This is a genomic window from Bacteroides sp. (genome assembly GCF_052357945.1).
In the GTDB taxonomy this organism is placed as follows: Bacteria; Bacteroidota; Bacteroidia; order Bacteroidales; family Bacteroidaceae; genus Bacteroides.
Genome location: NZ_DAWCXD010000006.1, coordinates 12758 through 29034 on the forward strand (window position 1 = coordinate 12758; position 16277 = coordinate 29034).

Genomic DNA, 16277 nt, shown 5'->3' on the forward strand with positions numbered 1-16277 from the left:
TTCAGATTAGCCAAACAGGCAACTCCTTTTAACATCCTATTGGGAATACTTTATTCATGATGATACGGCCCTCCATTCAATATAGTCATCGCCCGATAAATCTGCTCAACGAATATCAGCCGGATCATCTGATGAGAGAAAGTCATCTTCGACATTGAAATCTTTTCGTGTGCCGCTTGATAAACCTTTTCAGAAAAGCCATAAGGCCCTCCGATAATGAATACCAGTCGTTTGTTGACCGTGTTCATTTTTCGCTTCATATATTCGGCAAACTCCAGAGAACGCATTTCTTTTCCGTGCTCATCGAGCAATACCACCACGTCACCCGGTTGGAGAGCTTTCAGTATCAGTTCTCCTTCTTTTTCTTTCTGCACTTCCATTGAAAGACTCTTGGTGTTTTTCAGTTCGGGAATCACTTCCATATCAAAAGTGATATAGCGTTTGGTGCGCTGGATATAGTCATTGATGGCAGTTATATAGTGTTGTTCTACGGTTCGTCCTACGACGAGCAGGGTTGTTTTCATACGTTTACAATTCTGATTATTGCACAAAAATAGGCATTTTTTATGTTATTCTGCAATTAATGCTTACCTTTGCCTATCATTAGTTGAAAGTTTAAGCCTTTAAACTACAACTTAAAAGCTTGTATTTATGAAAAAACGAGTGCTCGTAGGAATGGCCACTTTGCTTCTTTCTCTCTCGTTGCTGATGGCACAAGAGATACCGGCAGGAGTGATAACGGCATTTAAAAGAGGAAGCTCGCAAGAGCTAAGTAAGTATATGGGGGACAAGGTAAATCTGGTGCTCCAAGGTCGCTCGACAAGCGTTGACAAGCAGAAAGCAACAGCTATGATGCAGGAATTCTTTACGGAGAATAAAGTCAGCGGATTTAACGTGAACCATCAGGGAAAACGGGACGAATCAAGTTTCGTTATCGGTACGTTGGCTACTACTAATGGGAACTTTCGTGTGAACTGCTTCCTGAAGAAAGTGCAGAATCAATATTTAATACATCAAATAAGAATTGACAAGATCAATGAATAAGGAAAAAGAACTGATCGACAAGTTGATCGATCTTGCTTTTGCAGAAGATATAGGTGATGGCGATCATACCACCCTTTCATGTATTCCCGCTACGGCAATGGGAAAATCAAAATTGCTTATCAAAGAAGCCGGCGTACTGGCAGGTATCGAAGTTGCCAAAGAAATTTTCAACCGCTTCGACCCCACTATGAAAGTGGAAGTGTTTATCAATGACGGAACAGAAGTGAAACCGGGTGATGTAGCAATGGTAGTGGAAGGAAAAGTGCAATCTTTACTTCAAACCGAACGCTTGATGTTGAACGTGATGCAGCGTATGAGCGGCATCGCAACCATGACCCGCAAATATGCAAAGGTATTGGAAGGTACAAATACCCGTGTGCTTGATACCCGCAAAACAACTCCCGGTATGCGTATCCTCGAAAAAATGGCAGTGAAAATCGGTGGCGGAGTAAACCATCGTATTGGTCTGTTCGACATGATTCTTCTGAAAGACAATCATGTGGACTTTGCCGGAGGTATCGACAAAGCCATCACTCGTGCCAAAGAATATTGCAAGGAAAAAGGCAAAGACCTGAAAATAGAAATAGAAGTCCGCAGCTTCGACGAACTGCAGCAAGTTCTTGATCTCGGCGGAGTAGACCGTATCATGTTTGATAACTTCACTCCCGAAATGACAAAGAAAGCAGTAGAGATGGTAGCAGGCAAATACGAAACCGAATCTTCGGGTGGTATCACCTTTGATACTCTTCGTGAGTATGCCGAATGTGGCGTAGACTTCATCTCTGTAGGAGCTTTGACTCATTCAGTGAAAGGACTGGACATGAGTTTCAAAGCATGCTGATAGTATAATAAGCGGTGAACTGTAAGCGGTGAACGATAAACAGTAAACGGTGGATATTTTGTAGCATGATTATGCGCAGCTTTGTTCATCATTTACCGTTTATCGTTCACCGTTTTTTCTTTCCCGTTTATTAATTATCTATCCTTTAACTTCTTTTAGCAATATTCCTTGCAGCATTCCTCAAACTCTCGCGTCTAATGAGCAAACGACGCAGACATACGTTCGATTTTAAAAAAAAGTAATTGACTTTGGAAAACGAGATAGAACTGATAAAGGGCTGTCGGGCAGGAAAGGATTCAGCCCGAAAGGAACTTTACACTCTCTATTCCAAGCAGATGCTGGCGGTATGTTTCCGCTATACGGGCGATATGGATGCGGCGCACGATGTACTGCATGACGGTTTCATCAAGATTTTTACCAACTTTTCGTTCCGGGGTGAGTCTTCACTTTGTACATGGATTACCCGGGTGATGGTTACTCAATCACTCGATTTCCTGCGACGGGAGAAGCGAGTCAGCCAGTTGGTAGTGCATGAAGAGCAGCTTCCCGATATACCGGATATATCGGATTCGGGAGGAGGGGCTGGAATCTCCGAAGAGCAGTTGATGGCTTTTATTGCCGAATTGCCGGATGGTTGCCGAACCGTTTTCAACCTTTATGTGTTTGAAGAGAAATCGCACAAGGAGATAGCCAAGATGCTTCATATTAAAGAGCATTCATCTACTTCGCAGCTGCACCGGGCCAAATATTTGTTAGCAAAAAGAATTAAAGAGTATAGAAATCATGAAGAAAGAAAATGATGAAATAACCGATCTGTTTCGCACGCGTCTCGCTGATGCCGGGATGAGTGTACGGGATGGCTTTTGGGAAGAGCTCTCTCAGGAAATTCCTGTGGCTTGCCAGCATCGTCGTCGGATTCTGCTCTTCCGTGTGGCGGCTGCGGCATCTGTATTGCTTGTTTTGGCAGCCTCGTCGGCTACTTTCTTGTATTTCTCTCCAAAGGAGGAAATGGAAGAAGCATTTACAAAGATAGCCGTGACGAATGGAGGACAGATGGATGGAGATGGAATACGCGTCAATCAGTTGCCGTTGCCGGTAGAACCGGTGTTGCCTAAACCGGCTCCGAAATCTTACGGTATGCTGTCGCAATATACAGAGGAAGAAGATTCTCTTTCTATCACTTTCTCCATGTCGTTTTCTTTTTCTTCCACTACTTCTACGGGAAATGGCAACCGATATGGCAATCAGGGGCATAATGGTTATTGGCAGGCAACAAACGGTAATACAGAATCATCTGTTGCTCCGGAAGAGCAGTCGAATGTCAATATGTCTCAACCCAAAGCAGTGAAAAAGCATCGTTGGGCGATGAAAGTTCAAGTGGGTACGGCACTTCCGGCAGATAACGGTACTTATAAAATGCCGGTTTCCGCAGGGGTGACGGTAGAACGTAAGTTGAACGATTTTCTCGGCATAGAAACCGGACTGCTCTATTCGAACCTCCGTTCTGCAGGGCAACACTTGCACTATCTGGGAATCCCCGTTAAAGTGAACGTGACGTTGGTAGATACGAAAAAAATCGACCTTTACGCTACTGTAGGAGGAATAGCCGATAAATGTATTGCCGGTGCACCGGACAACAGTTTTAAAGAAGAACCTATCCAGCTGGCAGTGACTGCCGGTATTGGAATCAATTATAAGATTAATGACCGACTTGCTGTTTTTGCCGAACCCGGAGTTTCGCATCATTTCAAGACAGATTCGAAATTGGCTACGGTACGAACGAAACGGCCGACTAATTTTAATTTACTTTGCGGACTTCGCATGACGTATTAATCCTTATGAAAATGAAAAAAACACTACTAATGCTGTGGATGGCTGTTTGCCTGATCGTATCCTTTACAGGATGCACCAGCGAAGAAATGGATTATAACAATCCGGATGTTGCTCTTTTTGTGAAGCAATTGAAGTCGGGTACGTACAAGATGAAGAATGAAAAAGGGGTGGTGGAGGTTCCTCATTTCACGGAAGAGGATATCCCCGAACTTTTAAAATATGCAGAAGATCTGACTATTATCCCTTCTTTTCCGTCGGTTTATAATATGAACAACGGTAAGATTCGGTTGGGTGAGTGTATGCTTTGGGTGATTGAGTCAATCCGTCAGGGCACACCTCCGTCATTAGGTTGCAAAATGGTATTGGCGAATGCTGAAAATTATGAAGCAATCTATTTCCTGACCGATGAGGAAGTACTCGATGCAGCCGCTTGTTATCGTAGTTGGTGGGAAGAACGCCAATATCCGAAAACGAGATGGACAATTGATCCGTGTTACGATGAGCCGCTTTGTGGATCGGGTTATCGTTGGTGGTAATAAAGGGGGAGGAGCCTTCGGAAAGTAAAAAATAGGAAACATTCATGTGGGAATATTTGTTTGTATCAGTAGTCTTTTGCTGCTGACAGGGGGATTATTACGCTCAAAAGATAGCCTCTTATACGTACAAATGTATATGAAGTGCTCCGAAATATAGGTAATGAAAGAGTAAAAAGAATGGATGGATTAAAACGGGTTATAACAACGATGGCACTGTGCCTGACCGCTGTATTTGCATATTCGCAAGTATGGACGGCGCAAGATTCTTTGCATTTGAAGAAATTGCTGGAGAGTGACCAGGAGTTGCATTTAAATATGGATGCTGTGAAGTCGATTGATTTCGGAAGCGCAGTGGGTACTCCCCGGATGTCGGAGGAGAAAAGCTGGATGATGCCTGACGAATCGCTTCCTGAAGCGTTGCCTAAACCGAAAGTGATGTTGACTCTGATGCCATATAAAGCGAATACCCGCTATAACTGGGATCCCATCTATCAGAAGAAGATAAAGATCGATAAAAATACCTGGCGGGGTGATCCTTTCTACGAGATACGCCATCAAAGATCTTATTCAAACTGGGCACGCAATCCGATGGCAAAGGGAATGCGTAAGTCGTTGGATGAGATACAGGCGAGTGGGGTGCGTTTCCGTCAGTTGGGTGAACGTGCTAACGGAATGATGGTGAACACGGTAGTGATGGATGCACCTATTCCCTTGTTTGGTGGGAGTGGAGTGTATATCAATGGTGGAACTATCGGCGGACTTGACCTGATGGCTGTCTTTACAAAAGATTTCTGGAATAAGACGGGACGGGATAACCGTGCCCGCACATTGGAAGTGTTGAGAACTTATGGAGATTCTACCACTGTGTTGATAAATAAACCAATTGAACAGATTGCCCGTTGAAGGCGTTATAATGATGTGTTGATGTAGCAATGCGCTAATGTGCTGACTAGAGAATGTTTGTAATTGAATAATTAGTATATTTGTGTGTTGTTATGTTGGCGCATTGTTATATAGCTCTGTCACTATTATTGGTATCTTAGTATATTAACACATAGATAAATTATTGGTTATGAATAGAATTACTTCTCTTCTGGGTATTCGGTATCCTATTATTCAAGGTGGTATGGTGTGGTGCAGCGGTTGGCGTCTTGCTTCTGCTGTGAGCAATGCCGGTGGACTGGGATTGATCGGTGCCGGTTCCATGCATCCGGACACTTTACGCGAGCATATCCGTAAATGTAATGCGGCCACGAAATTGCCTTTTGGTGTAAACATTCCTTTGATGTATCCCCAGATAGAAGAGATTATGAATATTGTGGTGGAAGAGGGAGTGAAGATTGTTTTTACCTCTGCCGGAAATCCGAAAACGTGGACTGGGTGGTTGAAAGAACGTGGAATAACGGTTGTTCATGTTGTTTCTTCTTCCCGTTTTGCTGTAAAATGTGAGGAGGCTGGAGTAGATGCGGTAGTGGCAGAAGGGTTTGAAGCCGGAGGGCATAATGGACGCGAAGAAACAACGACTTTCTGTTTGATTCCGGCTGTACGTGAGGCTACAACATTACCTTTGATAGCTGCAGGAGGTGTCGGCACAGGGGAAGGAGTATTGGCTGCTATGGTGTTGGGAGCCGAAGGGGTGCAGATAGGAACCCGTTTTGCTCTTACTGAAGAGAGTTCAGCGAGTCCGGTATTTAAAGATTATTGCTTGAGTCTCGGTGAAGGGGATACTAAGTTGTTGTTGAAAAAGCTGGCTCCGACACGTTTGGTAAAGAATGCTTTCCGCGAAGCGGTGGAGAAGGCTGAAGATAGTGGTGCTAGTGCAGAAGATTTGAGAACTTTATTAGGACGGGGGCGTGCTAAAAAAGGAATCTTCGAAGGTGATCTGGAAGAAGGGGAATTGGAGATCGGACAAGTTTCGGCAATCATATCCCGTCGGCAGTCTGTGGCAGAAGTAATGGACGAATTGGTAGCGGCTTATCAACGGGCAGCAAAGAAAGATTATTTATTTTAAAGATATAGCTCACCACAGAGTAATACAAAGTCTTGCAGAATTTTTTTAAAAGATCATCAATCGAAGGCGTAAGACATTGAGATGGCCTTATTTTGAAAAAGAAAAAACTCTGTAAGACTTTGTGTTACTGTATGGTGAAAATGCATAGTTACAGGCTGATAGGATCGTACTTTAAACCAAATACGTCGGCTACGGCCTTATAAACGATTTTTCCTTCTACGATATTTAATCCGAGTGCTAATGCTGGATTCTCTTTGCAGGCTTTTTTCCATCCCTTATTTGCTAAAGCGATCACATAGGGGAGGGTAGCATTGGTCAGTGCAAGGGTGGAAGTGTAAGGTACAGCTCCCGGAATATTAGCTACTGCATAATGCACGATTCCATCTACAATATAGGTCGGTGCACTGTGAGTGGTCGGGTGAGAGGTCTCGAAACATCCTCCCTGATCGATTGCTACATCTACTAATACTGTGCCGGGCTGCATTATTGAAAGCATTTCTTTGGTAATCAAATGTGGTGCTTTATCACCGGGAATCAGTACAGAGCCGATAACTAAATCAACATCCGGCAATTCTTTTCTGATTCTTAGTTCGGATGCGTACAATGTCTTTACATTCTTCGGCAGTGTCTCGCTCAAATAGCGCAGACGTGCCAGATTTATATCTGTAATAGTGGCATCTGCCCCCATTCCAGCAGCCATTTGTGCAGCATTGCTACCTACAACTCCACCTCCTAAAATTAATACTTTAGCTGGTTTAACACCTGGTACACCTCCCAAAAGGATACCTTTTCCGCTTTGCGGTTTTTCCAGAAAACGGGCGCCTTCCTGAATAGACATACGTCCGGCAACTTCGCTCATCGGAATTAATAAAGGTAATGTGTGGTCTGCTTCTTCTACAGTTTCGTAAGCCAGGCATATTGATTTGTTGGAGAGCATGGCAAGGGTTAACTCCCTGTCGGAAGCAAAATGGAAATAAGTGAATAGTAACTGTCCTTTTCTTATTAAGTTATATTCAGTGATTATCGGCTCTTTCACCTTTACGATCATCTCGGCAGTGGCGTAAATATCTTCTATTGTTGGCAGGATATGTGCACCGACAGCTTGATATGCTTCATCCGGAAAACCGCTATTTATTCCCGCTGTATGTTGGATAAATACCCGATGCCCTTGTTTTACCACTTCGGCCACTCCCGAAGGTGTCATGCCTACACGGTTCTCATTGTTTTTGATTTCCTTTGGTACTCCGATAATCATAATGTTGCGTATTAAAGATTTAACATGTTCGAAAGTACGAAAAATCCCCTTACGTTGTTGTTCGTAAGGGGATGTTTTAGAACAGAATGTCTTCGCGTGTTGAGATGAATAAATGCGTAGAGTGGTTGTTTTATAGACATTCACTGCCCTGCTTGTTGATTTTCATGCTTTTTCCATAGAGACCCACTCGAGCTATGTTGTTATAAAAGGGTTCTGCAATATCGTACTTAAAAGGAAGTACTTCTTGGTTGTCTTTGTTTATATACCCCCACTTGGACGACTGACTTTCAATACAAACAGCAGCCAATCCTTCAGAAAAAGAGCATCCGTTATCATATTCCAGCGGAATGACAACTTCTCCTTTCTTATTAATGAATCCTACTTTGTTGTGTAGTGAGACGAGGGCTAATCCTTCCGCGAATTGCTCCATTTGACTGTAAGTCGGTGGAAGAATGTAGTTTCCTTGTCTGTCAATCAGTCCCCATAATCCATCGTGACATACTCGTGCACATTCTTGCTCAAACGAGTGAGCGGCTGCGTATTTAAACGGAATCCGTATTTGTCCGGTATGGTCGATGAATCCGTATTGAGAATTGAGTACTACCATCCCTAATCCTTCTTTAAACGAGAAAGCCCGTTCATACATTAGAGGAATGACAACGTCATACTCTTTATTAATGTATCCCCATTGGATTTTTCCTTTAACCGGTGCCAATCCTTCAGAGAAACGGCCAATGGCCGAGAAGCGCTTTTTCTTATTAGCTACCCCATAAGCTAAAAAAGAAGCGAAGAACTTTGTAATAGTGCTGCTCATTTTCTTTATTGTTTGTGTGGTAAGCGTCCGGATACCATATATATACAAGAGAAGCGTGGACGTCGTTAGTTCATTCTATTCAAGGCTCTGGTAAGCCCAACAGTGAATGAACAACAGAGTCCACGCCCTTGCATATAACAAAGACGTGAACGCTTAGTTGCCATTACCCCACTGTTGATGAATTTACCAGATTCTGAATAGGGATAATATTCTAAACGCTTCTACGTTATTTTCCGTAATAAGTGCGGACAAAGATACGGATTTTCTGTTAATCGGCAATGTTTTTGGGGGATAAAGATTTAGCGATGAGTAATATAGTGTGGCGTAAAGTTAAGAGATAGAGTATATAGAATTGAAAAACGAAGCTATCTCAGAATGTAAGATAACTTCGTTTTAGGATAGGACACCGTATTTTGAAGTGGTGTATTAATTCATTAGATCAGGATTGGCTGCGATAGCACTTTGAGGGATGCGCAGTGTATATCGTTCGTCATCTTGTGACAATATCAATGTTTGTCCATCTATTATTTTTCTTTGTTCGGGGCGAGTGGTGCGGCGTAGGTCGAACCAACGATGTCCTTCGAAAGCTAATTCACGCGCCCGTTCGTTTAATATTTCGGTAATAAGTTCTGCCTGATTCATTGCATTTACTTCGTTTTTTTTCTGCGTATATCCTGCAGAGGTATACCTCTTTTCCATTAGTTTTAGCAGATAGTCACGAGCTTCTGGAAGTTGGTCTAGTTGAGCAAGAGCTTCAGCAGCATTTAGATAGAGTTCAGCAGTACGGAAAGTACATTTATATTGTGAAGTCTCATAGGTTTTAATAATTTTGTAGTTGCCATCATTTTTCTCATCTGCATCACCAAAATATCTTTCAGTACGAAGATCTCCTTCTTTGAACATTTTAACGAATGTTGGGGTGGCAAGTGAAGCATTAATTCCGTTACGGCTATATACATTCTCATAAGCTGTGATAGACTCTACAGAAGTATATGTGTTAGGCATCTGAAAGTCGGTGCTGTTGTTATTATTGTAGTCCTCCAATGTGCTTTTCTGTTCTAGTACACGTTCTGCTGCATTATAGGCCGCTTGCCATTCACCTTTATAAAGTCGTACACGTGATTCAAATGCATCTACAGCAAGTTTGCTGAAGCGATAGTTATAACCGGTTTCCCATTCTTTATGGTTGATGAGTTGCCGGGCATTTTCAATATCGGAAAGAATAGATGCATAGATTTCTTCTACTGTATTACGTGTCGGCATCTCTTCCAAATCCAGTGATAATTTTAATGGAATGGCTTTGCTAGTTGGCGCTCCTTCTTTTGTATATGGTTGTCCATAGAGGTTGACTAGCAGAAAGTGCATATACCCTCTCATAAAATATGCTTCTCCCACTAACTGATTAATTTCTGCTTCACTCCCTTCTGTTATCTCATTTTTCTTGTTGATGATAGCATTGGCATAATAAATATTTTGGTAGTAATAGCTCCAGCCAAACTCTGTTCCGGATGGATTACTTGTAACCCATCTTTCAATGTCTTTGAAGTTATTTTGATCAAATTCGTCTTTGCTGACAGAAATATCCTCCGTACGCATGTCACACATGCCTCTATCTGTCAGATCTACCCCATAAGCTGTAGTTATAAGTGCTCTATATTCTTCCAAAGTATTAGGAATAACTTTTCCTACAGGCTGAATGTCCAGAAAGCTATCACATGATGTCAAGGAAAGAACCAAGCATCCGCTGATTATGAAAATTGTATATAGTTTTTTTATCTTATCCATATATCTTTAATTTTAAAAGTTAAGGCTTAGGTTGAATGTCATTGATTTGGCTACAGGAGTGGAATAACGGTTGAACATTGATTCCGGATCCATGTAATTTTTATAACTGGAACCAAAGACAAACAAGTTACGCCCTTCTAGGGCAACGGTTGCTCCATTTATATTTATTTTATGTAGCCATTCCTGTGGTAGCGTATAAGCCAGTCTTATATTTTGTAGGCGTACATAACTAAGGCGCTTTACCCATATATCAAGATTTCTGTAGACTTCTTTGACGTTATCAAACAAATAGTTGTCTGCCGGATAATTGTTACGGTTAAGAAGAGCTGGTAATTTTCCAGTTGGGTTTTCCGGTGTCCAGCGGTCCAAGATATCGCGATTTACATTATGTCCTGGGTCGAAGCTGGTTATATCATATGATGGACTTGTACGGACATGGGCTCCCAAATTGTAAGCAAAATTAAAACTTAGTTCCCAATTACGGTAATTAAATGTATTGATTAAACCACCAGTATAAGGAGCGTCAGTAGTACCTGCATATTCATATAAATTACGTCGGAACTCTGCATCTTCATTGTAAGAGTAATATCCAATACCCCATTCATCTTTCATGTCAAACAATGTTTCTACATCAACGGCTTCATTACTTCCTTTCGGGTAGATGAGTATACGTCCGGTTTCTGGATCGACTTCGCTTTTGATTGCAAAGATAGCACCGACAGGAGAACCTTCGAGTCCAGGAGTAAGACTATTGGAAGCTGTCAGGTCTTTTAATACTTTGTTATAATTATAGGCAAAGTTGAATGTTGTATACCAAGAAAAATTACGGGTAGTTATATTACGTGTTTGCAGATTGATTTCTACGCCTTTATTTTCCATACTTGCCCAGTTGATGGTCATACTTTCGAAGCCGTTTTCTAGAGGTAGGTTTTTAATACCAATAAGATCTGTTCCTTTGCGGTAATAGTAGTCCACACTCATGTTTATTGCTGATTTTAGTATAGAAAAATCGACACCAATGTTGTATGAAGCAGTTTTTTCCCAACGCAGTTTGTCATTAGGAGCTCCCGATATGCTGATACTTGTTTCCTCATTGTTAAGTATAGTCTCGTTTTTATAATCACCAATAAGGTAAGGAGAGGTGTTTTTGTCTATATTTCCTTGTAATCCATAAGATAGTCGTAATGCTAAATTATCCATCCAATTTTTCGTTGTTCTTAAAAATGGTTCGTCTGATATACGCCAGAGACCGCTAACTGAATAAATTGGTAGGTAACGATATTTCTTATCTACACCAAAAAGGTCGGAACCATCCATGCGAACACTTGCTCCTAATGTGTAACGTCTCATTAATGTATAAGAACCGTTGGCATAAAATGAGGCAAAAGCATTTTCTGTGTAACTTTTTGTATGTAATGGATAATTTTTGGCGTCATCTTTGTCTCTAAAGATAATTGGCTTTGTTGTGAGAGTCTTAGGATCATATCCATAGGCATTGGTGGCTATTGCATCATACCAATTCTTTCGAATCTCGGAACCTGCCATGATTTGAACCTCATGGATATCTTTGAAAGATTGATTCCATTCTCCTTGTACTTTCCATGTGATTTGCGATGTCGTGGCGTTATTGACTTTGTGCATACCTCCTTCGGGAATAAAATATTTTGTACCATTGTCATATTTACTATTCTCTCGCATGTTGCGCATTGTAAATGTATTGCCTCCGATATATTGTTCTTGGTTAGCTTGTTCCCATTGTAAGCCGACTTGTGATGTAAGTTTCCAATGGTCATTGAAACGCAAGTCTGCATTAAACATTGCATTGACTGCACTTGTTACTGTTTCCTTATTTGTGTTGGCTCGTTCCTCAAAAATATTAAAGCCCTGATTGGGGTTTGGTTCATCATCTGTATTAATATTATAGTCATATATATAGTTACCTGCTGCATCGTAACTTTCTTGATATGGGTTGGCTGTACGTGCATAATAAATAGGGTTTGAATAACCATGCGAATCTGTTACAAAGTTTGTGTTTTTTCGTCTGTTGGCAAAAAGAGAGAAACCAATTTTTAACAGACGATTCATTTGATATGAAGTTTTGCTGGTCAGGTTAAAACGACTCATACTTACTCCTGGTACGTTACCATCTTCTTTAGAATAGCCGAGCGAGTTGTAGTAAGTAACTTTTTCACTTCCTCCCGAGATACTGAAATTATATTCTTGAGTAAAAGCATCTCTAAACAAAATATCATTCCAGTCTGTGTTGATGTTTTTTAATTGATTGATAGCATTTTGTGCTTCAATGGGAAGTCCATTCCAGCCTTGTTGTTGATATACTTTAAATAAGTCATATTGTTTTAAGACAGATGCTACACCTCCTTTACGATAGTAAGCTGGAAGATTATTAATAACATCATTGGGCTCTTTCATCAATTCTAATTCTAAATTAATTTTTTCTTCAGAATTTAAAAGGTTTAATTTCGAAGTATCTAAATTAGGAGTGTAAGTTAACCTAGTGTTGAAATTAATGATAGGCTTTCCTGTTCTGCCTTTTTTTGTTGTCACGATAATTACTCCGTTTGCTGCACGTGCACCATATATGGCAGTAGCGGCAGCGTCTTTCAGAATAGTGATACTCTCAATATCATTCGGACTTATTCCAGCAATGGATGATTGTTTCATATCAACAATGTTATTAGCTTCGTCTCCAAGGTCTGGAATATCTGTCCCCTCCAAAGGTATCCCATCCAATACCCACAACGGGTCTTGTGTTCCATTCAGTGAAGCAGTACCACGAATACGAATACGTGCTGGAGCTCCCGGTGCACCGGAAGTTGTCGTTACAGCCACACCGGCGATTTGTCCCGCTAATGCCTGGTCGATACTTTTTGCTGCGCCTACCATTCCATCTGTAACATCTACTTTGGCAATGGCAGCAGTCAGTTTACGACGTTCCAGTTCTTGATAACCGGTTACTACGACGTCTCCCAATGTGTGTGCAGAAGCTTGAAGTACAATACGATAAGTATCTTTTCCTGCTTGCAAAACGATGTCTTGTTCTTCAAAACCTATATAACTACAATGTAACCTAGTCACCTTTTCCGGAATGGAAATGGAGAATTTACCATCCATATCAGTGATAGTACCTAGAGAAGTCTGTGATGCTCCGGCCTTTTTTAAGTCATCTGCGTTAACATATACGGAAGCGCCGATCAGAGGTTCATTATCTTCACCGGATATAACGACTCCGGTGATTGTACGATTAGCAGCGCTGGCAAAGGCCAGCGCATTTGCAAAGAGGCATATAAGAATGCACAAGTATTTTTTTCTCATTAATGTAGATAGTTAAAGTAATAAGTGGTTTTATTTGATTCCTAAAGCAGTATTAATACGCAGAATCATGTCCTCATAATGATAGCGTGCAGCAGTATCGGAAGTTCCGAGACGGTTCTGCAACAACTTCTTGATACGTAGTAATTCACCGCGTTTCACAGAGATAGCATCTGAAATACGGTTGAGCTGGCTGCCATAGAAATTGAGCACACGTGGAGCACCCATCCGGTCTTCCTGGCGAAGTGCACGTTGTTCGGCAGCGTAACAGCTACAGAAAGGAGTAGCGTGGTCAAGCAAGAAATGCTCGTTGGCGATCTTCTTGTTGATTTTAACAGCTTCCGGTTCTGCAGCGGCTGTAAGTAATGCATCAAGGAAGTTTTTCTGCAAAGAACGTTCCATAACATTAGGGATACCACCGCGTTCGGTAACACCGAAAATGTTCTTATGAAGTCCGTCCATAAGCTCCACTACTGTAAAGGCCTTCTTTCCGTTGACAGATTCATTCTCTATCATACGCATCAAACGAGTATTGCCAAGTAAATCCCAAAGGATATAGGCTTGGGCGTTCTTTAAGATTTGTGTAGGAGCATTCTCCTGTTTTCCGATGGGAGTATTGCGAAGTAGATAAGTATATTGCCCCACTTCCGTGTCAAACAGCCATTTAGGGTATGTCAAAACTTCATCCATCAGAAATTTCAGTGAAGCTTGTTGTTTCTCTTTCTCTACGAATGTGTAAGTTTTAACGCCGTCTCCTACAATTGTATTTTCAATGTAGATGCCACCAATATTGGCAAGGACATGATATAAATAGTTGTTCCATTGGTTGATTACGGCGTAGTAGAGGCGAGATGCTTCTTCATAAGTTTGTCCCTTCTCACCGGTAGTAGTCCATTGAAGAATTTGTGGAACGATACGTTTCAGATTCTCAATACCAAGTAAAGAAGAGCGAACCGGATCATCACCTAAATCTTCGTTCTGTGCACGTGGATCTACCGCATCGCGGACGTCCTGTGCCTCACTATATTTATAAAGCCGATCAGTATGTTTACTCAAGAAATCGAATAAAATATCCTTTTCTTCTTCCGGAGTACTCTTTCCGTACCAACGATATCCATATTCGATAGCAAACATATCGTATGGACCGATATGCGGAGAAAGAACTTTCACGCCATCTCCAGGCTGTGCGATATAATTGAATCGTGCATAATCCATGATGGATGAAGCAGTAGAATTCATTCTGGAAGTGAATGCTTCGGAACGTAATGAATCTGTCGGGAAAGCCCATGAACCCATCATATTGTGGCGGAGTCCTAAAGAGTGTCCTACCTCATGGCAGGCTACAAATCGAATGGCATCTCCCATCAAAGCATCAGGCAATTGCACATTACGTGCTTCCGGGCACACTGTCCCGGTCTGAACGGTAATCCATTCACGTACCATAGAAAGCACATTGTGCCACCACATAATATCAGCTTCCAGAATTTCTCCGGAACGAGGATCTAACAGAGAAGGTCCCATTGCATTTTTCTTTTCTGAAGCTGCATAAGTCAGTACGGAGTAGTTGACATCGTCCATATCTACATGCATACTGTCCGTGATTTCCTTGGCGATAATCGCATTCTTGAAACCAGCCTTTTCAAAAGCAATCTGCCAGTCCTCAATACCTTTCTTAATGTACGTACGCCATTGGTAAGGCGTTGAATTATCAATGTAGAATACGATTGGTTTGGCAGGTTCTACCATCTGACCTTTTAGATAAGCCTCCCGATCTTCCGGTTTGGGTTCCATACGCCAGCGAGTGATATACTGTGTTTTATCCGTACGTTGTTGCGCATCACTGAAACTTAATAACGGATTAGTGAAATAACCGACTTTCTGATTGTCGAATCGCCCCATCATCGGCTTTTCGGGTAACAAGAGAATAGAAGAGCTAACTTCCACCGTCACATAAACTGTGGTGGTTCCTTCTGTAACTCTGGTGGTCAACTCGGAAGTTGCCACGACGTTGTTTGAAAAGGATTTGATGGATAAAATACGTGATAAGTTCTTGATAGCCGAAGTACCCAGATTGATATTAGTAAATACATTATTAATACTGGTTTCAGTACCGTCATAAATATCATTCACCTTGATTACTAATGCAGTAGAATCTGCATTGATCGCTTCGATTTTAAATGCGGCAATCAACGGAGAGATAAAATTATCCTTTACCGAACGGAAGATAGCATCCGTTTGGGGGGCCAGAGGTAATGGGCGTTGTTGTCGTAGCATTAGTTTGCCCGTAGCTTTATCCCATTCCATGCAAACCATCTGATTCTCGTAGTTTACTCCACGGTTTACACCTGCATCATTAAGTTCGGCAGGAACTCGTTGCAGTTTGTTGACAACTAATAAATCACGTCCCAAAAGTGAGGTAGGAATTTCAAAATAATAGTCATTCTTCTTTTGGTGTACAGCAAACATTCCTTTCGTAGTTTTACTGTCTTCCACTAATTTTTCGTAGTCGCTTTTACTCTTCTCTTCTTTCTCTTCTGGTTTTTTCTTTTTCTTTTTAAACCAACTCAGATTTTCTGTAGCGGGGGTAGTTGCAAATGCCGAGAGCGCTTCTCCACTCAGCAATATACATGCAATGACCGCTGCCATTACTTTTACATACATTCTCATTGAGTTCTTTACTTTTAATTATAATTAAAAAACGGCTACAAAAGTACTAATATTAATAACATAATGACTACTGATTTGCAATGAATATAACATTAAAAAGAAATATTAACTAGAATCTAAGGCCATCATTCCTCCCAGATATTTCATAGTTTAGTGGGAAT

General features: G+C 41.4%; 13 protein-coding genes. 7 read left to right on the forward strand and 6 right to left on the reverse strand.

Features of this window, described 5'->3' with window-relative positions:
• Positions 1–50: 50 nt before the first annotated feature.
• Positions 51–524 carry a 23S rRNA (pseudouridine(1915)-N(3))-methyltransferase RlmH gene (gene rlmH / locus ACT8YW_RS02930; RefSeq protein WP_004314516.1) on the reverse strand — a complete coding sequence of 158 codons (474 nt, stop codon included), beginning with the start codon at positions 522–524 and terminating at the stop codon, positions 51–53.
• 127 nt (positions 525–651) lie between these two features.
• On the opposite strand from rlmH, the gene ACT8YW_RS02935 reads away from it, so the two are divergent.
• The 7 genes from ACT8YW_RS02935 (at position 652) to ACT8YW_RS02965 (ending at position 6265) form a co-directional block, all read left to right on the forward strand.
• The gene (locus tag ACT8YW_RS02935) at positions 652–1044 is read left to right on the forward strand and encodes a DUF4783 domain-containing protein (protein ID WP_004304257.1); all 393 of its coding nucleotides are present in this window, start codon (positions 652–654) and stop codon (positions 1042–1044) included.
• Positions 1037–1885: a carboxylating nicotinate-nucleotide diphosphorylase gene (gene nadC, locus ACT8YW_RS02940; protein ID WP_004300759.1), complete on the forward strand. Its 849-nt coding sequence runs from the start codon at positions 1037–1039 to the stop codon at positions 1883–1885. The genes ACT8YW_RS02935 and nadC overlap by 8 nt, the downstream gene beginning before the upstream one ends.
• A gap of 248 nt (positions 1886–2133) precedes the next feature.
• Complete coding sequence (locus ACT8YW_RS02945) at positions 2134–2685, forward strand: RNA polymerase sigma factor (RefSeq protein WP_004300758.1); 552 nt, start codon at positions 2134–2136, stop codon at positions 2683–2685.
• Entirely contained in the window at positions 2669–3718 is a 1050-nt protein-coding gene (locus ACT8YW_RS02950; protein ID WP_444103941.1) for a porin family protein, read from the forward strand. Before ACT8YW_RS02945 ends, ACT8YW_RS02950 begins: the two co-directional genes overlap by 17 nt.
• An 11-nt stretch (positions 3719–3729) precedes the next feature.
• Positions 3730–4254: a DUF4943 family protein gene (locus ACT8YW_RS02955; protein ID WP_004304253.1), complete on the forward strand. Its 525-nt coding sequence runs from the start codon at positions 3730–3732 to the stop codon at positions 4252–4254.
• Between the two features lie 177 nt (positions 4255–4431).
• Positions 4432–5157, forward strand: coding sequence for a DUF4858 domain-containing protein (locus tag ACT8YW_RS02960; RefSeq protein ID WP_008648769.1), 726 nt, complete (start codon positions 4432–4434; stop codon positions 5155–5157).
• Positions 5158–5326: 169 nt separating this feature from the next.
• The gene (locus tag ACT8YW_RS02965) at positions 5327–6265 is read left to right on the forward strand and encodes an NAD(P)H-dependent flavin oxidoreductase (RefSeq protein ID WP_444103942.1); all 939 of its coding nucleotides are present in this window, start codon (positions 5327–5329) and stop codon (positions 6263–6265) included.
• A 148-nt stretch (positions 6266–6413) separates the two neighbouring features.
• Here ACT8YW_RS02965 and ald read toward each other — a convergent pair whose 3' ends face one another.
• The 5 genes from ald to ACT8YW_RS02990 form a co-directional block, all read right to left on the reverse strand.
• Positions 6414–7520 carry an alanine dehydrogenase gene (ald, locus tag ACT8YW_RS02970; protein WP_444103944.1) on the reverse strand — a complete coding sequence of 369 codons (1107 nt, stop codon included), beginning with the start codon at positions 7518–7520 and terminating at the stop codon, positions 6414–6416.
• Between the two features lie 130 nt (positions 7521–7650).
• On the reverse strand, positions 7651–8334 hold the full coding sequence (locus ACT8YW_RS02975; RefSeq protein WP_444103946.1) for a WG repeat-containing protein: 684 nt from the start codon (positions 8332–8334) through the stop codon (positions 7651–7653).
• Positions 8335–8760: 426 nt separating this feature from the next.
• Positions 8761–10119: a RagB/SusD family nutrient uptake outer membrane protein gene (locus ACT8YW_RS02980; RefSeq protein WP_444103947.1), complete on the reverse strand. Its 1359-nt coding sequence runs from the start codon at positions 10117–10119 to the stop codon at positions 8761–8763.
• Between the two features lie 12 nt (positions 10120–10131).
• Positions 10132–13452 (reverse strand): SusC/RagA family TonB-linked outer membrane protein, encoded by a 3321-nt coding sequence (locus tag ACT8YW_RS02985; protein WP_008644625.1) that lies wholly within the window; start codon positions 13450–13452, stop codon positions 10132–10134.
• A gap of 30 nt (positions 13453–13482) precedes the next feature.
• Positions 13483–16116, reverse strand: a complete 2634-nt coding sequence (locus ACT8YW_RS02990; RefSeq protein ID WP_444103949.1) for a zinc-dependent metalloprotease — start codon at positions 16114–16116, stop codon at positions 13483–13485.
• Positions 16117–16277 lie beyond the last annotated feature (161 nt).